The sequence below is a fragment of the Corallococcus terminator genome, assembly GCF_003611635.1.
Classification (GTDB): Bacteria; Myxococcota; Myxococcia; order Myxococcales; family Myxococcaceae; genus Corallococcus; species Corallococcus terminator.
The window spans coordinates 1-17943 of record NZ_RAVZ01000201.1; the positions used below are offsets into that span (position 1 = coordinate 1).

Annotated in this window: 10 protein-coding genes; 4 read left to right on the forward strand and 6 right to left on the reverse strand. The window is 67.9% G+C overall.

The window, feature by feature from the left end; all coding sequences use genetic code 11:
* The coding region (locus D7V88_RS43875; RefSeq protein ID WP_208726461.1) for an RICIN domain-containing protein at positions 1-754 on the forward strand (754 nt) is incomplete at its 5' end.
* A 24-nt stretch (positions 755-778) separates the two neighbouring features.
* Here the strand turns inward: D7V88_RS43875 and D7V88_RS25740 are convergent.
* The 6 genes from D7V88_RS25740 to D7V88_RS25770 all read right to left on the reverse strand — a co-directional run bounded on the left by D7V88_RS25740 (position 779) and on the right by D7V88_RS25770 (position 14561).
* Positions 779-2332 (reverse strand): formylglycine-generating enzyme family protein, encoded by a 1554-nt coding sequence (locus D7V88_RS25740; protein ID WP_120543281.1) that lies wholly within the window; start codon positions 2330-2332, stop codon positions 779-781.
* Positions 2329-3099, reverse strand: coding sequence for a hypothetical protein (locus D7V88_RS25745; protein ID WP_120543282.1), 771 nt, complete (start codon positions 3097-3099; stop codon positions 2329-2331). Before D7V88_RS25745 ends, D7V88_RS25740 begins: the two co-directional genes overlap by 4 nt.
* A gap of 17 nt (positions 3100-3116) precedes the next feature.
* Entirely contained in the window at positions 3117-3644 is a 528-nt protein-coding gene (locus D7V88_RS25750) for a hypothetical protein (RefSeq protein WP_120543283.1), read from the reverse strand.
* Positions 3645-3656: 12 nt separating this feature from the next.
* Positions 3657-11849, reverse strand: a complete 8193-nt coding sequence (locus D7V88_RS43135; RefSeq protein ID WP_158625156.1) for an annexin — start codon at positions 11847-11849, stop codon at positions 3657-3659.
* A gap of 31 nt (positions 11850-11880) precedes the next feature.
* Positions 11881-14238: an AAA family ATPase gene (locus D7V88_RS25765; protein WP_120543284.1), complete on the reverse strand. Its 2358-nt coding sequence runs from the start codon at positions 14236-14238 to the stop codon at positions 11881-11883.
* A gap of 113 nt (positions 14239-14351) precedes the next feature.
* Complete coding sequence (locus tag D7V88_RS25770; protein ID WP_120543285.1) at positions 14352-14561, reverse strand: hypothetical protein; 210 nt, start codon at positions 14559-14561, stop codon at positions 14352-14354.
* Between the two features lie 259 nt (positions 14562-14820).
* Here D7V88_RS25770 and D7V88_RS25775 point away from each other — a divergent pair, with 259 nt between their 5' ends.
* The 3 genes from D7V88_RS25775 (at position 14821) to D7V88_RS25785 (ending at position 17803) form a co-directional block, all read left to right on the forward strand.
* Positions 14821-15321 (forward strand): flavin reductase family protein, encoded by a 501-nt coding sequence (locus tag D7V88_RS25775; RefSeq protein WP_120543286.1) that lies wholly within the window; start codon positions 14821-14823, stop codon positions 15319-15321.
* Between the two features lie 46 nt (positions 15322-15367).
* On the forward strand, positions 15368-15976 hold the full coding sequence (locus D7V88_RS25780; RefSeq protein WP_120543287.1) for a superoxide dismutase: 609 nt from the start codon (positions 15368-15370) through the stop codon (positions 15974-15976).
* Positions 15977-16138: 162 nt separating this feature from the next.
* A complete protein-coding gene (locus D7V88_RS25785; protein ID WP_147448868.1) occupies positions 16139-17803 on the forward strand; it encodes a phospholipase D-like domain-containing protein in 1665 nt (554 codons plus the stop codon).
* Positions 17804-17943 lie beyond the last annotated feature (140 nt).

Sequence of the window (17943 nt, forward strand, 5' to 3'; positions counted from 1 at the left end):
GGGCAAGGGAGCCTTTGCCCTACGGGTGGGGCACCGTTCGATTGCAAGGATGGAAGCCCTGCCCCTTCTTGAGGGCGGCTCGCCACCGCCAACACCCGCCCCCTCGTCTCTTGCCAATCGCGGCGCACCGTTCCTACTTGATGAGCAAGGGAAGACAGATGCCCGAGAGGACCCGCGCGACACGTGCCAGGCAGGGCAGCGTGACTACGAGGGCCTGAGCTGTTTCCCCACCCCTGAAGCACCTGATGCTCATTCGCCTGTGGAGGTAGTCGTGAGACGCTCGATCCTGGCCCTGTTGTGGGGCGCTCCCCTGTGTTTCTTCGCATCATTCGCGGCGGAGGCGCGCTCCCTCCAGAGTGCCAACGCCAACTACTGCATCGGCGTCAATCACGCGAGCGAAGTCGCCGGCGCGAATGTCAAACAATTCAGGTGCGACGGCGGGGAAAATCAAGGATGGACCCAGCAAAAAGAGGGGGAAGGGTATTTCAGTCTGAAAAACAATAAGAGCGGTCTGTGTATGGGAGTGGACCACGCGAGCACGAAGCCCGGCTCGAACCTCAAGCAGTTCGTGTGCGACCATAAAGAAAATCAGAACTGGACGTTCGACAGGTGCCCTGATGGGAGTGGCCAGTGCCTGCTGAACAAGAAGAGCGGGCTCTGTGCCACCGCCGAGCCCGTGGCGCACGATGTTCAACTGGAACAAGAGCAGTGCATCGGTGGGCCGACCCAGGTCTGGGGTGACTACACTCAGTAGGTCGCCAGAAGTTCCTGAACGAATCTAATGCTGTCGCGCCAAAACCCACCGCACCGAGCCGCGCGCCGTTGTGTCCGCCTCCACCACGTCGCGTCTGGATGAGCACAGCGGCTGTTCCCGCCCGCCACACAGCAGGTGCCCGCCCGTCTTCTCCTCCACGGCCCACTGCGGAAGCGAACTCACGAGCCCTTCCGCGCCCCACGGCGAAGCGCGCGAAGCCCCGTCGTCCCGCATCGAATTCCCCCAGGGGAACAGCCGCCCATCCGGACCACGAGCCGCCATCTCCCACGCCTCACCGGAAGGCAATCGCAGCTCGACGCCCTCAATCCGTGACAGCGCCGCGCACACCTGTTCCGCCTGGACCCAGGTGCAAGGCGCGGCTTCCTCCGCGTCCGCGCTCGCCGTCCCCATGGGGCCCTGTGCCGCCGCCAGCGCCCACGCCGCAGCCGCCCGACTCACCGGAACCCGCGCCACGAAGAACCCCGGCGACCGGACCTGCCGCAACGTCGCACCCGTCCCCAGCCAATGCTCCACCGCCGGGACCCAGCGAGCCTCCAGCCCGGAGCGCCGCAGCCGGTAGGTGCCTTCATGCGCCACCAACGCCTCGGGCAGGACCTGCGGCGGACTGCCCAGGTCCACCGGCGTCGTGAGCGCATGCAACAGCAGCGTGGGATCATCCCGAACCTCCGCGAGTCCCGACAACGCGCGCAGCAGCGGCGCCATCCGTTCCCGCTTCGGTGAACCCTCCGGTGGCAGCGGCCGTCCCGCGAGCACCCCGGCCACCAGCTCCCGCAGGCCCGAATAGAACAGTCGGTCCCGGGGATCCGCGCCCTCCCGCGTGGACGTAGGCATCTTCGCCGCGAGCAGCGCCGGGATCACCGCGCGGGCCTGGAGCCGCGCCGCGGCCATCACCGCCGTCACCCGCACCTCCGCGTCCGCATCCACCAGCGCGGAGTTCAACACCGCGTCGATGTGCGGATTGGATCGCGAATGATCCTGGATGAGCCAGCGCAGCACCTGTCGCCGCTGCTCCTCTCCTGGCAGATGCGCGAACAGGACGGAGCGCTCTGGATGCGCCCGCTTCTCCTCCTCCAACGCCTGGAACGCTTCTGGCACCCCCGCCGGGACAAGCTGCGCATGCACACGCTCGGCGGTGCGTGAAACGCTCTCCTCCGGATGGAAGCGCAGCGCCGCCACGCGCTCCAGCGACGCGCGCTCCCGCAGCTCCCCGGTGGCGAGCAATCCCAGCAACACGTCCTTTGTCTCCCGCGACGATAGCAACGCCGCGAGCGTCGGGGCGTCCAGCACCGGCACCTGCCGCCGCACCGCGTTCCAGCCTTCCACCGCGTCCCGCCCGTGGAACTGGAGCACCCGCAGCCTCACCACCGGGTTGAACGAGTACTGAAGTTCCGTGCCCTTCGCGCGATGCACATACACCGCCAGCTCCGGCTCGCCGGGAATGAGCGGCGGTGTCTGGCTTTCGGACTGGAGGAACCAGCCCAGCGTCTCCAGCACGCGGTCCAGTGCCTCGAACGCGAAGTCCGCCCGGGCGACGAGGGTGGGGGAGGGGAAGGTCATCCGGCGGGCTTCACGCGCGAGTGCAGGGCCTCCGCGACCTCCGCGACCGGGCGGTGCTCGAACCCGACGTGGTAGGCGCGCGCCGCCCAGAAGAGGTCCTGCCATTCGAGCGTGTCGGCGGCGGACTTCAGGGGGAACACCTCCACGAACATGTCCCACGCCGGGCGGACATCCTCGGCCCGGGCCTGCTGCCGCAATGCCGTCGCGAGGTAGCGGACGAAGCCCTGCACGTTGAACCCGAAGGTCTGTCCCGGCGTGAAGGTCGCAGGGAGCTTGCCCCCCTCGACGAACCGCGCCGCCAGGTCCGGCAGCCCCTGGGCGAGCGACACCAGGCCACAGCGGTACGCCAGCTCCTCGTGCAGCGTGTGGTGCGCCTTCATCAATGCATTCAACCAGGCCTCCACGGGCGCGCGGGCGAGCAGCCCGTCCACCAGACCCAGGCACTCCAGCGCGTTCACGAACGACAGGATGTTGACGACCTGCTCGGGCCGCAGGTCCTCGAAGGTCGCTGCGGTCCGCTGGAGCGCGGTCTCCGCCAGGCGCGCCAGGGGCTCCGCCAGCGCCCGGCCTTCGGTGGGACCACACAGCACGATCGCCCGGCTGAGCGTGCTGCTCAGGGGCCCCACCTGCCGCACAGGGGAATTCGCGTGCGTCAGCACGGAGGGCGTCAGCCGGCGGATCGTCTCCTTCGCATCGTCGCCTTCGAGGCCACCGGAGCCGAAGAGCTCGCTCCAGGTGCTGGGGTTGTGGTTCGGCGGGGCCGCCATGCGTCCTCCTTTGCCCGTCAGGATTGCTGCTTGCGTCGCTCGAAGATCGCGAGGTGACGCTTCCGTCGCGCGCGGTACTCCTCTTTGACGTGCTCGGCGGCCTGTCGCAACCGCTCTGGCAGCACGCCGCTCTCCACCTGGGCCTGGAGCTTGGGCAGGAAGCGCGACACCGCCTGGACGCTCGGGTTCTTACGTCGCTGCAACCGCTCCGCGTTGTCCCGGGCCCACTCCGCGGAGTCCAACCCCTGGGCCAGCTCCACCAATGCGTCCACGTCCTGTTCGGTCAGCGTGAACTCCTCCAGGTAGTCCTCCGCCGTTCCGTACTCCTTCTTCTCCTCCGGAAACTCCGCCGCGGTGAGCACCAGTCCCTTGGCGATGCCCTCGTCCAGGGGGGGAATGGTCTTGAGGGGCGTGTCACAGAACGGGCACGCCTCCGGGTCCGGGCGCACGACGGTTTCGCGCCGGGTGACCACCAGCTTCTGATGCACGGTGAACTTCGAACCGCACACGTAGCAGGTGACTGTCCTCGAAGGTTCACCGCGCATGACGTGTCTTCCTCATGGGGGCCACCGCCCCGGGAGCAGATCGATGAGGCGCCGACCGAAGGTCTCCGCGTCCGCCTCAATCGGTTGCGAATAGTAGCGTGGACCCGCGATGAAATACGTACCTCCCGAGCCCGGAAGGTTGCCAGCCCAGGCACCCGCGAGGGGATGCGAGGTGCGACCCAACGACAACTGGTAGGCCTGATACGCCTGATAGTAGTGCCGGCTTTCGTGCACGATGGTGCCGACGGCGTCGCCCACGGACAAGCCGTTCGCGATGACCAGCCGGCCCCGCTTCCGGTAGGGCCTGAGCCGCCCGCTCCTGAGGCGCCGGAAGTTCCAGCTCATGTAGCCATAGTCCCCGCGCAGGTTCTTGAAGAGGATGTCCGGCCGCCGCGACTTGGGGATGCCCAGCGCTTCCAGGGTGATCTCCGCCGCCTCCAGCAGCGCCTGCTTCCTTTCCAACGGACGCAGCGTGTTGAACTTTCTCGGATCCAGTTCGGGAATCTGCTTGAGCCGGTCGCGGATCTCGCGCAACTGCACGCGCTCGAACTCCATGAACCTTCGCGCCGACCACTGCTGGGACAGGCTGATGTCGAAGCCTCCCCAGCCCAGCACCCCAACCCCGGGGACGACGGTGCGCACCCGATGTGTCTCCCCCAGCCCCGTCGCCGCGTTCGCCACGTCGCTCAACGTCGGCGGCGTGACGACGGGTGGTGGGGGCAAGAAGCGCTCGTCGATGCGGGTGATGGCCCCTGCGACCGCGTCGGGATCCAATCCCCGGATCATTTGAGGCCGGGGTCCCAGGCCGATGCCATGTTTCGAGATCATCCCCGTCCCAGGGGTGGTCCCGTCCAGAGCCTCCTCCACGATATCGAGCGCCCTGTCCACGTCCTCGACCCTCTTCGGCGCGAAGGATGCCTTCAGATCACGCTTGAGTTTATCGACGAGCGCCAGGTCCTCACTCCCCGGCGGAAGCTTTCGCTCGATGAGGTCGAGCTTGCGCCACGCGTTCGCGACGCGGTCGATGCGGTCCGTCAGGGCCTCTTGAGGCATCTTCGTGATGGGGCCGACGCGCAGCTCAATCTGGACCTGCCACTCGTCGATGGCCTTGGTGATGGCCTCGATGTGCGCCGGGCCCAACTGGTAGGTGCGCGTCCAGGTCTTGTCGAGGAGCTTCTCGCGCAGCATGTCCAGGTTCTGGAGCAGGTTCCCGCTGACAGAGGTGAACTTGCGGAACTGGGGAGGCTGGTCTTCTCCTCCTCCCTTGACCTCCACGATGTGGATGTCGGCCCGGGTCGGATTGACGCCGTCATCGAAATGGAACAGCAGCTCGTCGAAGCCGCTGCCCTGCTCCCCCCTGGGCTTGAAGACGACGCGCTGGAACTCCTTGCCCGGTCCCAGCCGGTCCCCCAGGATCGACTCCGTCATCCGGAGCGATGCGACCTTCTCCAGTTCGTCTCCTGCCTGTTGGGTGAAGTTGCCGCGCACTTGCCAGCGCGCGTTCTTGTGGGCGGAGAGGATCTCCTCGAGCAAATGCTTCTGCCCCTGCGCGTCGGTCTTCTCGACCAGGCGGTAGTAGCGCTTCTCGGTCACCCGCAGCTCGCGGTTGAACTTCAGCTCCTCCCACGGTGGGCCCACCTGTGCCAGCGACTCCCCTGGCCTCAGCTTCATGGTGGTGCGTTTGAGTTGCTCCTTTGAGAGCGGCGTGCGCTCCAGCGTCTGGATGAGCGGGTCGTCCACCTCCGGGCGCTGAAGGGAGTACGCACCAATGTCCTTGTTCGGGTGCACCTGGGCGGTCTGGGGCCACACCCCTGCTTCCACTCCCGGCGTGAGCGTCACCGGCTGCGCTGGGGGCTTCGTCGCCTCCACTTCTGGCGCCTCCACCTTCGGCGCCTCGACCTCCGGCGCCTTCGCCCAGGGCAGCTCGAGTTGGTGGGACGGCGTCTCCGTCTTGCTGAACAGCCGCGGCGGCTCCTTCAGGTACTGGGGCTTCGTACGCGTGCCCTGGCCGAACTCCGCGAGTTCCGACGGGGTGAAGGCGTCCACCTCTCCCAGGCGCTTGCGCAGGTTTCCGAGCGACCGTTCCCCCCGCTCGATGCGGCGCGCCGCCTCGCCCGGATCCATGGACACGCCGCGCTTCGCCTCCAGCGAGACGAGCAGCGACTTCTGCGCGTCGATCTCCAGCAGCAGCTTCTTGCGGTACAGCTCGAACTGCTTTTCGACGGGCAGCCGCTCCCAGTGCCGCAGCGCCGTTTCGTCCAGCGCGCGCACCAGTTCGAGCGTCGCCTTGTCGTGGCGCTGGAGCAGGTGCAGGCCTTCTTCGCCCAGCGCCGCCAGGTCCGCGCCCGCCTTGAAGACGATGGTGGGCCTGCCCCGGCGGAACAGCGTGACGGCCTCGGCGGACTTGCTGCCGGTGAGCGCCTCGAAGTCCTCCTTGGAGAGCATCTCGATGGGCGTGTTCGCGAACGCCTTGCGCTGCGCGGGCGGCACGTGCTCCAGCAACTCCTTGCGCATCGTGCGCTGGAACTGCTTCTTGTCGAAGTCGCCGGACATCTGCTTGAGCAGGCCGTCGTCGAACTCGCGCAGGAACTCCTTCATCCCTCCGGCCGGGTTCTCCACCTTCCACTTCTTGAACAGCGTCAGGCGCTCCTGGGGCGTGCCCCGGAAGGCGAGCAGATCGTGGGTGTGCGGCGGAGGCATCCGGGGCTTGGAGATGCCACCCAGCGCGCCCAGACCGCCGGAGAGGAGGGCGCCCGGGGCCGCCTGCATCGCGGTGCCCGCGAGCACGTTGAGCAGCGCGTTGCCGCCCTTGTAGTTGTCGTCGTTGAGGACGTTGCCCAGGAACGCGGAGGGCACCGACTGCACCAGGCCCTCGGCGCCCTGCGCCAGGCCGTGCGCCGTCATGCGCGCCATCACTCCGCCCTCGCCGGCCATTCGCGCGAGGAACCCCATCTTGAGCAGCTTGGAGCCCATGCCCGCCGTGGCCACGGAGGTGAGGACGTCCACGGCGCCCACGCCCGCGTCGGTGGCCGCCTCCTCCCAGCCATAGGCGGAGCCCTTCAGCGCTGCCTTCGCGAGCATGGTCACGGCGACGGTGGCCAGCGCCGTGCCCACGAGCACCGTGGAGCTGGCCATGAACGTGCCGAATGCCGCCCAGAACCCCACGCCCACAGGCGGGGCGAAGATGCTCAGCAGCACACCGATGATGACCGCGATCGCCATCACCGCCGCCGTGGCGATGGTCACGACGAAGTCGGTGACGGTGTCCACCTGCTCGCGGTGCATCGTCACCGCTTCGTCGGCGAGTTCCGCCTGGTGGTCGATGCGGACGGCCTTCTTCTCCCAGTCGTCCTGCCACTTGCGCAGCGTGTCCGCGTCGTAGTCCTTGTCCCCCGGCTTCGGCCGCCGCGACTCGTGCAGCTCCAGCGCCGCCACCTCGGCTTCGAGCGTGGCCGTCTGCGCCTCCAGGATCTTCCGGCTCGAGCGCGAGAAGATGTTGGACGAGTCCTGTTCGAAGCCCTCCCGTCGCCGCGCCCGGGCCAGCTTCTCCCGGGGCGTGACGGCCTCGCCGTGGACCACCACGTCGAGGATGTCGAAGTCCTCGCGCCCACTCAGCTCCTCATCGATGCGCGCGCGGAAGCGCTCGAACGGGGTGCGCGTGTCACCCGCGTCGGGCGGGTTGTTCTTCGCCCATTCCTCCGCGATGGCGTGGATCTCCTCGCGGCTCTTGCCCGCGAACACCTCCTTGAGGTCGTCCACGTCGGTGCCGACGCCCTGGACCGCGAACTGCACGACCTCCGCGTCCGTGAGGTAGCCCTTGGCGAGCAGCGCCTTGACCGCGTCCTGGTCCGAACCGGACGTGTTGAAGAGGACGGCCTGTCCGAACGTCATCTGGCTGGTGCCAGCGGTCACGTAGCTGGCGTCGTACTCCTCCGCCAGCGCCTGCATGTTCGCCTGGGCGTGCTCCTGGGCGTGGGCCTTCGCCGCCAGGTCGACGTTCTTGCGCTCCTTCGCGAGGCGCGCCTGGAGCTTCTCCGGGCTCCACTTCTCCAGGAACTCCAGCTCGCTGATGAATCCCTTCTTGCGGTCCGCGTCCGTGAGCGGGCCCGCGCTCGCGGGTTTGACCTTCGCCTCGTCCAGCTCTCGCTCGATGTCGAGCCGCTCCTGGATGTCCAGATAGCCGTCGCGGCGCTCGTCGGCGATCTGCCGGCGGCCCTCCGCGGACATCGCGCCGCGGATGATCTTGTCATCCGCGTAGAAGAAGCTGGTGTGCTCGATGCGGATGCGCGCGGCATCGACCTGCAGGCCCTTGTCGTCGCGCATGCCTTCGATGAGCTTGAGCTCCTCGCCGCCCATCTCGTCGCGGTACGCGGCGCTGAGCGCGCTCTCGCCCGTCGCGCGCTCGGTCCAATCCTTGCCGTACTGGCGCTCGTAGGCCGCGTCGATGTCCCTGTTGCGCTTGAGCAGCTCCGCCTTCAGCGTCTTGGAATCCCAGCCGTACTGCTGCGCGTCGGCCTCCGTCTCCTTGCGGACGCGGTCATAGACGGCCTCGATGCCCTGCCTGTCGGTGCCCAGGCCGAAGAACCACGAGCCGCGCATGGCGCGCTCCAGCTCGATGGCGCGCGCGTCCTCGGTGCGGCCCTCCACCAGGGCGTGCATTTCGTCGGCGTCGTGGGTCTTGAGCGAGCCGCTGCGCAGCTCGCTGTCCAGCTCTTCGATGAGGTCGCGGTTGTACTTCTCCTTGTAGGCCTTCTTGATGGCGTCGATCTGCTCGGGCGTCTTGCCGCGCAGCAGGGTGAGGATCGCGCTCTCGTCCGTGCCCGCGCCCAGGAACCACCCGCCGTGCATCGCGTCGTCCAGCTCCACGGCGGCGGCCTTGACCGCGTTGCCGGAGAGCAGGGCTTCGGCCTTGTCCCAGTCGTGCGTGGTGCTGCTGAAGAAGTCATCCAGCTCGCTCTTCAGGCGCTCGCGCAGGTTCTCACCGCCGTTGCGGGACGCGTAGAGCAGCTCGACGTAGTGGCCCTGGACGGGGGTGAGGTTGGCGAGCGCGTCGAAGATCTTCTTCTCTTCGGTGCCCCACGTGTGGTTGACGCCCTGTTCCACCTTCCCGACGATGTTGAGGGCGTCGCTGCTGAACTGCGGCTTCTGCGCCTCCACCACGGTGCGGACGCGCTCCAGGTCGGTGGCGGCGAGGATCTCCTTCTCCAGCGCCTCCATGAGCGGCTTGCGCCGCTGGCCGGCGATGCGCACCGCCAGCCCTTCCGCGAGCGCCTGGACGGGGTCCTTGCCGCCCTTGCCGTAGTAGGCGACGAGGATGGCCTTCTGCTCCTCGCTCAGGTCCTGGCGCTTCTTGAGGGCTTCGGCGTCCAGCTCCTCGCCCTGGCGCAGGCGCACCTCCGCGAGGAACAGCATGTTCTTGTCCAGCGACGTCTTGTTCTCGGCGGAGACCGCGGCCTCCCAGGCCTTGCTCTCGTCGTGGGCGGACTCGAGCCAGTCGAGGATCCAGCCGAGCAGCCGGTCCCAGAAGCCGCGCTCGTAGCCGATCTGCTGCGCGTGCCAGTCGCGGATGACCTCCTTGGCCTCCTTGCCAGCCCGGCGCAGCTCGTCCTGGTAGCGCTCCACGCCCTGGTCGATGTCGCGTTTGGCCTTGCTGACGACGGCGCCAATCTCCTTGCGGCGGTCATCGAGCCACTTCTTCGTGGGACGGTAGGCTTCCGTGGCGGCCTTGAGCTTCACCGGATCCTCTCCGGCGTCCTTCTTGAGCTGCCATTCGTCCTGGAGGGCGGCAAGCTCGTACGCGCGCATCTGGTCGCTCGCGGCCTTGATGAAGGCATCCTTGAAGCGCTGGCCGTTCTGCGAGTACCGGACCACCCAGTTGTCCACCTTGGTATCGACGGCGGAGAGCAGCGCGTCGCGCTTGCGGCGGGCCTCGGTCAGGTCGACGCCGCCCTTGATGGCGGCGGCCTTGGCCTCCGCCTGGGCATCCAGCGAGGCGCGCACGCGGGAGAGCGCATCGTTGAAGGTCTTTCCGCTCTCCTCCAGGCTCTGCTTCGCCTCCTCATGGGCCTTGCTGAGCGTGTCGGTGGTGGCCGCGTGCGAATCAACGAGCGTCTTGCGGCGCGCTTCGACCTTGGCGTCCAGGTCCTCCTTCTTGAGCTGCGCGGCGTCGGCGATGCGCTGGAGTTCGGCGGCGAAGAGGGGACGCTCCTCGGCGATGAGGCCCACGCCCCAGGACGTGTCGAGCCCGCCGGCGACGTATGCCTCGCGGGCCTTCTGCACGGAGGCGTCCGCGTACCGGTCCGGGGCGGCGAGCAGGCGCGCCAGCACGTCGCCAATGTCCACGCGGGCGAAGTCGGGGACGTTGATGGGCGCGGGCGCGGCCTCTTCGATGACGGTGACGCCCTTCGCGGGCTCCTTGGGGGCGACCTTCGCCTTCTTCTGTTTTTCGGCCGCGTCGGTGATCTTCTTTTCGAGGAGCGTCCAGTCCTTGAGCTTCTCCGGGTCGGTGGGCTTGGGACCGCCGGGCTTGTAGACGAGGTCCCCCAGCGGGCCCTTGATGAGCAGGTGCCCTCCGTCATCGCGCATGAGCTGCGCGCCGATCTCCGGCACGTGGCCCAGCGGGCTCCGCTGAAGGTCGGGCAGCGTGGCGTTGGTGACCTCCAGCCTGCGGTCACATTTCGCGTCGACCAGGGAGGAGGCCTTGCCGGTGGGATCATCCGGGATGGCCGGCATGTCCTTCGGCTGCTTCGCCGGGGTGATGGCCTTCTTGCCTTCGTCCTCGAGTTGCTTGAGCCGCGCGGCGCGGACCGCGTTGGGGTCCACCGCGGCCTGTTGGACCTTGAAGGTATAGCGGGGCGCCGGAGGCAGTTGGGGTTGGGGGACCTTCTCGGTGGTGCTGGCGATGCGGCCCTTCCACGCCGCCAGGGCGCCGTCGTCCGTGCTCGGACCCGGTCCTGGCGCGGGGCTGACCGTCACGGGTGCCTCGGCGGCGGGCTCGGGAGGCGTCGCCGGGAGCACGGCGGGAAGCGTGGCCTCGGTGGGGATGACGCCGCTCGGATCCGGCGCGGCTCCAAGCCCCTGCTGGATGCCCTGGACGGCCTGGGCGTGGGCTTCGGCCAGTTGCTTCGTCGCCGCCACCGCGATGGGGACTTCCGAAGGGGTGGCTGGGGGCGCTTCGTCGGTGCGGCCCGTGTCGGTGGTGGCGTCGGGTTGGATGGGAGGCGGCTTCGTGGCGGACGCAGGACTCCTCGTGCCTGGGGAGGCCGGGCGGATCGTGATGCGCACGTCGCCCCGTCCCGACAGGACGTTCAGGGCGGTGCTGAGCCGGGCGACCTCGCCCAGTCCCCCCGGTGCGGTTCCTGCCTCGCGTGTCGTGAGGGCCTGCGTGGAGGCTGTGTATTCGCTCGCCGCGCCAGGCGTATCGACGGTCGTGTCCGCGTCCGAAGCGCCCACCGGCGAGGTGCTGCCGCCCAGGCCGGCTGTGCCCCCGGACATCGCCAGACTCGCGGAACCGTCGGCTCCCGTCGCGCCATCGAACATCGCCGAGCCCAGGGCGGATGCGACGTCGGCTCCCGTCGCGCCATCGAACGTCGCCGAACTCAAGGACGCGTCGGCTCCCGTCGCGCCATCGAAGTTCACCGAGCCCAGGAAGGTGGCGTCGGTACGTGCGCGGGCTTCGGCGAGCCGCGCGGCGGTGTCCGCGATCTCTTCCGCGGAGCCAGGAGGCAACACCGCGGTGCGCGCCGCCGCTCGCCGGTGGGCCTCTTCCTCCTGCGCCGCGAGGGTGGAGGCCTGGGCCGCGCCGTCGGCCTCCGCGAGCCCGGTCGCCGGCAGGGGCGCGAGTCCCGTGATGCCTGCCTCCGCGTCCACGGCGCCTGGCTCGGACAGCAGCCCCACTTCGGGAGGATGCGCGGGGCACGGATCGAACAGGTGGGCGCGGGGCCCGCTCAGTGTTCGCCAGGCGGGATCGCTCAGGCGGCGTCCCAGGTCGCGCGTCGTGTCGCGCAGCACCTGCCCGGAGACATCCGGGCCCGTCCCCTTCAGCGAGGCGAGGCGGGACGCCAGCTCCCGTGCGGGATTGGAGGACGCGGGTCCCCGGGGGACGACGCCTGGCTTCCGGGGGAGCGGAGACGAAGGGGTGCGTCCGGAAGTCTTCCGGATCGCGGCCTTGATGGACGCCCTCGTACCCTGTTCACGGATGCGCACGGTCCCCCCGGCACCATCAGTGAAGAAAACGCTAGGTCATCTCCACATCCAGCACCAGGGAGGCCCGGATGGGATGTCCATGACTGCTCCAAAAGCGATGCAGGAGGTCGAAGTCGTAGCTCTCCTGCACGCGAGGGGTGAGCTTGCGACCATCCAGCTCATGGGGGAGTCCACGTGTGAGCAGTCCATGCAGGACGCCGAGCAGCTCGTGCTCCTCCTCGGCGCGGTTGGACCACGCGGAGACGATGAGGCCCAGGCGCAGGGCGCCGTTCTGCGTGACGGCCAGCCGGTAGAGCGCGAGCGATACCGCGGGCCGCTTTCCCGCCAGCGCCTCCCGGGTGGGAGAGCCGTGGAGGATGTGGATCTCCTTGAGGAAGTGTTGGCGAAGCTGCGTGTCCAGTGCCTCCTGGAACACCTCGGCCACGCGGCGAAGGCGTGTGCCCGCGTCGCCGGGATTCTCGGCCTCCGCGCGCCGTGACAGCCGGCCCAACTCATACAGCTCCAGCGCGACGGCGCGCTCCAGGTGGTCCTGGTTCAGCGGGGCCCCGGCCTGCTCCGCGAGGAAGATGCCCTTGAGGGCGGCGTTGCGGATGTCCCCGCCCGCCAGCCGGTGTCGCTGGGCCAGCCCCGCGAGATCGAGCGTCCCCTCGCGCGGCACGCCGTCTGGGATCATCAACTCCCAGATGCGACGGCGCTCCTCGACCTCGGGGAAGGGGAATTCGATGCGCGCGTGGAAGCGGCGCAGGAAGGCTTCGTCGATGGCCGTTTGCAAGTTGGTGGCCAGGATGATGAGGCCGTCGTGTCGCTCGATGCGCTGGAGAAGGAAGCCGACCTCCAGGTTGGCGAAGCGATCATTGGCGTTGCTGACCTCGGTGCGGGCGGAGAAGAGGGAATCCGCCTCGTCGAAGAACAACACGGCCCCCGCGCGCTCGCCCTGGGTGAGGACCTCGTCGATGTTCTTCTCCGTCTCCCCCACGTACTTGCTGACGAGTCGCGACAGGTCCACGACGTAGAGCGGACGGCCCACCGCGTGCGCGATGACCTCCGCGGCCAATGTCTTCCCCGTTCCGGAGCGCCCGGAGAACAGCGCCACGGGGCCGGTGTGGAGCCGGAAGCGGCGCAGGAGGCCGCGCTCCTCGGCGACGCGGTCGCGCTGGGCCACGTAGAACAGCAGGCGCTCCAAGGCCTCGCGGGTGGTGTCCCGGACCACCAGATCCGCGAACGTCCGGGAGGTCTCCAACCGGTAGCCATGGCGCAGCGGCACCTGGACCCGCCGGGACGCGGCGGCACGAAGCGCCTCCGCGCCGCCACCGGGGGCCGCGTCGAAGGCGCCACGGATCTCCTGCCGTCCCCCCCGGAAGCTGGACGCCAGCCGTCCGGCTTCTGCGTCGTCCAATGACAGTCCACGAGCCAGGGCCTCTTCGCGCCACAGGGCCCGCCGCTCGGTGAAGCCCAGGGCCGGCGCTTCGTGGTGGAGAACCGCGACGGGCTGCGCGGAATCACAGAGCACCAGCGCCCAGCCACCGAAGCGTGAACACAGACCTGAGAGGGTTTCGGTGACAGCGAGCGCGAGCCCCCGTTCACACCCGGCGAGGTCCAATGCCAGGAGCGCACCACGCACGCAGGCCATGCGCCACAGGGCCCGCGCCGCGCTGGTGGGGTCCGGGGCCCCGGTCCACCGGGCGACCACGAGGGGAACGCCCGCCTGGGATGCGAGGTCCAGCGCCACGCCCAGGCGTTCGCCATCGCCGTGCACCACGGCGATGGAACCGGAGGCACGCTGATCCGGAGGAGGCACGGGCTCCTCGCCGTGCCACTCCAGGGGCATGTCGCCCAGCACGGACGGTCGGGGCAATTCCAGCAGCGCGTCGCGAACCTCCGGCGCCAGGTCCACGGGGCGCAGCAGGGGAGGAAAGGCGCCCAGGCCCGTCTGGAGGAGGCCTCCACCGACGAGGAGCCCACTCTCGGTCAGCGATGCCCACAGGCGCTGCGCGCGGGCCGGTGTGCGGCCCAGGACGGTGAAGAGCAACCGCTCCACGTTCCAGCCCTGGGCGGTCTCGTCCTGGAGCACGGCGAACAGGCGCGAGTAGCGCGGCTCCAGGTGCGCCGCGAGCAGGACGAGCAGCGCCTCTTCCTCCACGGCCTCCAGCCGCAGCGACGCCCTCAGTCGTGCGAAGGGCAGGGGAGGTGAAGTCCCCAACAGCGGCGTCTCCGGAAGCGCCGTGCTGAAGGCGAGCTCCGCGGAGGGCGTCCGCACCGTGGCGCGGACCGCGCTCCAGCCACCTTCCTCCTCACCCCGGAGCTTCGAGGCACGCGCTTCCTCCAGATCGCAGACCTGGACCAGCAGCGCATCCAGACGCGTGAGCGTCTCCCCCCACGAAGATCCCATCGGGCGCCTCCCGTGGGCGAGCATAGGCCCAAACGGGAGGGACGCGCGGAAGGCCCGTCGGAATGGATGACATTGAGCAAATCAATCCATGCCTCCCACGGGCTGTGCCCGATTCAGTGGCCGGCTTCGCAGATGTCGTCCCGACACTTGTAGTACCTGTCGTCGCACGCATCCATCTGCGCGGGGGTCGTCGCGGTGTTCATGCACCGGATGCGCAGTTGGATGCAGTAATCACAGGGCGGTCCCGCCTCGGCCTTCGTGGCGACCAACCCGCCCATGAAACTGATGCCCAGCGCCGCCGCGAACGCGAATTTGAGCTTCATGCCGATCTCCCCTGCGTGAGCCGGCACCCTGCCGGCCTTGCCTCGCAGGGTAGCACGAGGGTTGGGTGTAGAGCTGTAAGAGGTGTTTAGTGGTTAAAATCTGTAACTCTATCGGCGCGTCGGCGCCCTGTGGGCCGTCGGGAGTGTTGAAGACGTGACGCGGACGTGGGGTGGGGCGCCCTGCCACCCCATTGGTATTCCTCCAATGGATTGGAGGATCTGCTGACCCGGTGGCGGTGCGGGTGGTAGAGACCGGCACATGAGTCAGAGCGGTCCTGAAGGGGTGTCGGCCCTGGACTTCCGGGAGGCGATGTCCCGGTGGGCGAGCGGGGTGGCGGTGGTCTCGGTCCGTGACGCGGAGGGTGTCGCGGCGACGACGGTCAGCTCCTTCAGCTCGCTGTCGCTGAGCCCGCCGCTGGTGGTGCTGGCCCTCCAGCAGACCTCCCGGACGCTGAAGCGCGTGGAGGCCGCTGGCCGCTTCAGCGTGAGCATCCTGTCCACCGCCCAACGCGACATCTCGGTCCGCTGCGCGAAGGGAGAAGCGGAGGGCCTGGTGTTCGACGAAAGGGCCGTCGTGCAGGACAGCCTCGCGGGCCTTGGCTGCGATGTGTTGGATGTGCACCGTTACGGCGATCACCTGTTGCTGGTGGGACGCGTGGTGGGCATCCAGCGGGGCGTGGAAGGCGAACCGCTGGTCTACTGGAACCGGGGTTATCGCGCGGTGACGGCGCATCCAGAGCCGGAGCTGGCGCGGAAGTAGCAGACAAACAGCAGCACATTCACCGCACACCGAAAGGACGTACCCGATGCCGTTCACGTTGCCCGAGCTTCCGTACAAGAAGGACGCGCTGGCCCCCCACATCAGCGCGGAGACGCTGGAGTACCACCACGGCAAGCATCACAACGCGTATGTGACGAACCTGAACAAGCTCATCGACGGCAAGCCGGAGGCGAGCAAGTCGCTCATCGACATCATCCTGAGCAGCGACGGCGGCGTGTTCAACAACTCCGCCCAGGTGTGGAACCACACCTTCTACTGGCACTGCATGGCGCCCAACGGCGGCGGCGAGCCCCGGGGTGAGCTGGCCGACGCGATCAACGGCGCCTTCGGCACCTTCGCGAAGTTCAAGGAGGAGTTCGCCAACGCCGCCACGACGCAGTTCGGCTCCGGCTGGGCGTGGCTGGTGCAGGAGAAGGACGGCAAGCTGGGCATCGCGAAGACGGGCAACGCGGACCTGCCGATGAAGCACGGCCAGAAGGCCCTGCTCACCATCGACGTCTGGGAGCACGCCTACTACATCGACTACCGGAACCTGCGCCCCAAGTACATCGAGACGTTCCTCACGAGCCTGGTGAACTGGGACTTCGTGGCCCAGCAGCTCAAGAACGCCGAAATCTTCAAGGGCGACCGCTAGCTCAACCGTTGAAGAGAACCGCGCGGCCCGGTCGGCACGGTCCGGTGTGGCGCGGTTCTCCGCAGAAGAAGCAACCTGTCGGGTGGTCGAAATCCCGGGGGGCTCCTGTACTGTCCGTTGATGAGCAAGCGGGAGAGCGTCAAAAACAGCGCGAAGTTCCTGATGGATGGCGAAGAATTCTTCGCCACCTTCGTCAAGTGTCTGGACGAGGTGAAGCGCAGCGTCACCGACGGGGCGGACGCCCTGTCGAAGCCAGAGGACACGTCGAACGTCCCCAAGGCCGTGCCCGCGAACACCTACGTCCGGCTGGCCTACTGGGCGATGGAGCTGGGCGTCCCCCTGCGCAAGGACAATCCCTCGCAAACACTCGAGGTGGAGCTGAAGGCGCTGGCGGACCTGGGCGTCCACGTGGAGATCATCCTGTGGGATCCGGACGTCGTGTCGGGGAACTACACCGGCGAAGGGAACTTCGCGGCGAAGGTGGCCCTCGGGAACCAGTTGGTGGCGAAGGTCCTGCACGGCTACAAGGACAAGATCCTTGTCTATCTGGAGAGCCATCCGGCCCGGCTGAAGGGCCTGGGCCTGGGGCTGCACCAGAAGATGTCCCTCTTCTCCGTGCGGGGGCGGCTCAAGGCGCTGGTGGGTGGCTTCAACATGGAGGCGGAGTACTGGGACACGCCCTTTCACACCGGGAAACATCCCATCACGCCTTCCGACAAAGTCCACACCCTCCACGACACGGCGCTGCTGGTGAAGGGGCCCGTGACATTGGACGTCGAGGCGGAGTGGTTGCGCCGCTGGGACCGACAGGTCTCGTCCGACTCGTTCATGATCTGGAACGGGCCACCGCGCTACAAGGTCCGGGGCGCCATCAAGGGACTCCTGAAGGACCAGCCCCAGACCGGCGATCTGGCGATCTCCGTGCTGACGACGGGTGTTTCCGCCTTCAGCACCGAGCACAGCATCCGGGATGAAATCAAGACGCTGCTCAAGGGAGCCACTTCGTATGTCTATGCGGAGAACTACCAGTTCTTCGAACCGGAAATCGTCTCGGAGATTTGCCGGAAGCTGAAGACGCAGAAGCAGTTCCACGTCTGTGTGGTGATTCCGGATCAGGCCTGCGACCCGGCACAGGCGAACACCCAGTTGTCACGCATCGCGTACACGCGGATGTTGGTGGCGAGCTTCAAGGACAAACAGGGGACCAAGGGAAAGCTCGATGACGCCCTGCGCGGTCTGCGGATCAACGACGTCCTTGAACCGGTGAACCATGAGAACGGCGTGTATTACAAGGTCCTCGGCGCGAAGAGTCCGAAGCGCTGGATGGAAGGCGCGAAACTCCAGAAGCGTCCCGCCCCGGTGGATGGCCAGAAGACCGCGAGCGAGCCGCTGGAGGTGGCCCTGGAGTTGATTGAAGGTGTGGACCTGGTGGACGGCGAGACGCCCCGTGTCCAGTTCTACTGCCCCGTGCGGTTCCCGGCGCACAGCGACCAATACGGTGACAGCATCAAGATCTATGTCCATTCCAAGCTGATGATCATCGACTCGCGCCACGTCATCGTGGGCAGCGCGAACTTTGGCCATCGCAGCATGGAGTATGACGGGGAGATGAGCCTTCATGTCCAGAGCGATGCCTTCGCGATCGAGGTGAAACGGAAGCTCTTTCCGCACTACAACGTGCACTCCCAGAAGGAAGTGCCCGCGGCGCTTCGTGACGACGCCCATGGCCAGTACAACCAGGTGCGGCTGATTCCCCGGAGTCCGGGGGACTTCAAGGTGAACAAGGAGCAGCTGCCGCCCTACCCGCTGGACTACAGCTGGTTCTGACGCGGTAGCACGGAGTCGCGACCCGCCGGACAGGGCCCCGTGTGCTTCGCCTCCTGAAGACTGTGCTGACGGGGGGGCTTCTCCATATTCCCGCAGGTCCGACCCATGCAGGGCGGACGACAGGGGGCGGGGGATGACGG

Excerpts from the sequence above, each read along its gene's own strand:
- D7V88_RS25775 (WP_120543286.1), top strand. The coding sequence starts at position 14,821 with ATGAGTCAGAGCGGTCCTGAAGGGGTGTCGGCCCTGGACTTCCGGGAG.
- D7V88_RS25765 (WP_120543284.1), bottom strand. The coding sequence starts at position 14,238 with ATGGGATCTTCGTGGGGGGAGACGCTCACGCGTCTGGATGCGCTGCTG.
- D7V88_RS25770 (WP_120543285.1), bottom strand. The coding sequence starts at position 14,561 with ATGAAGCTCAAATTCGCGTTCGCGGCGGCGCTGGGCATCAGTTTCATG.
- D7V88_RS25785 (WP_147448868.1), top strand. The coding sequence starts at position 16,139 with ATGGATGGCGAAGAATTCTTCGCCACCTTCGTCAAGTGTCTGGACGAG.
- D7V88_RS25750 (WP_120543283.1), bottom strand. The coding sequence starts at position 3,644 with ATGCGCGGTGAACCTTCGAGGACAGTCACCTGCTACGTGTGCGGTTCG.
- D7V88_RS25745 (WP_120543282.1), bottom strand. The coding sequence starts at position 3,099 with ATGGCGGCCCCGCCGAACCACAACCCCAGCACCTGGAGCGAGCTCTTC.
- D7V88_RS25740 (WP_120543281.1), bottom strand. The coding sequence starts at position 2,332 with ATGACCTTCCCCTCCCCCACCCTCGTCGCCCGGGCGGACTTCGCGTTC.
- D7V88_RS25780 (WP_120543287.1), top strand. The coding sequence starts at position 15,368 with ATGCCGTTCACGTTGCCCGAGCTTCCGTACAAGAAGGACGCGCTGGCC.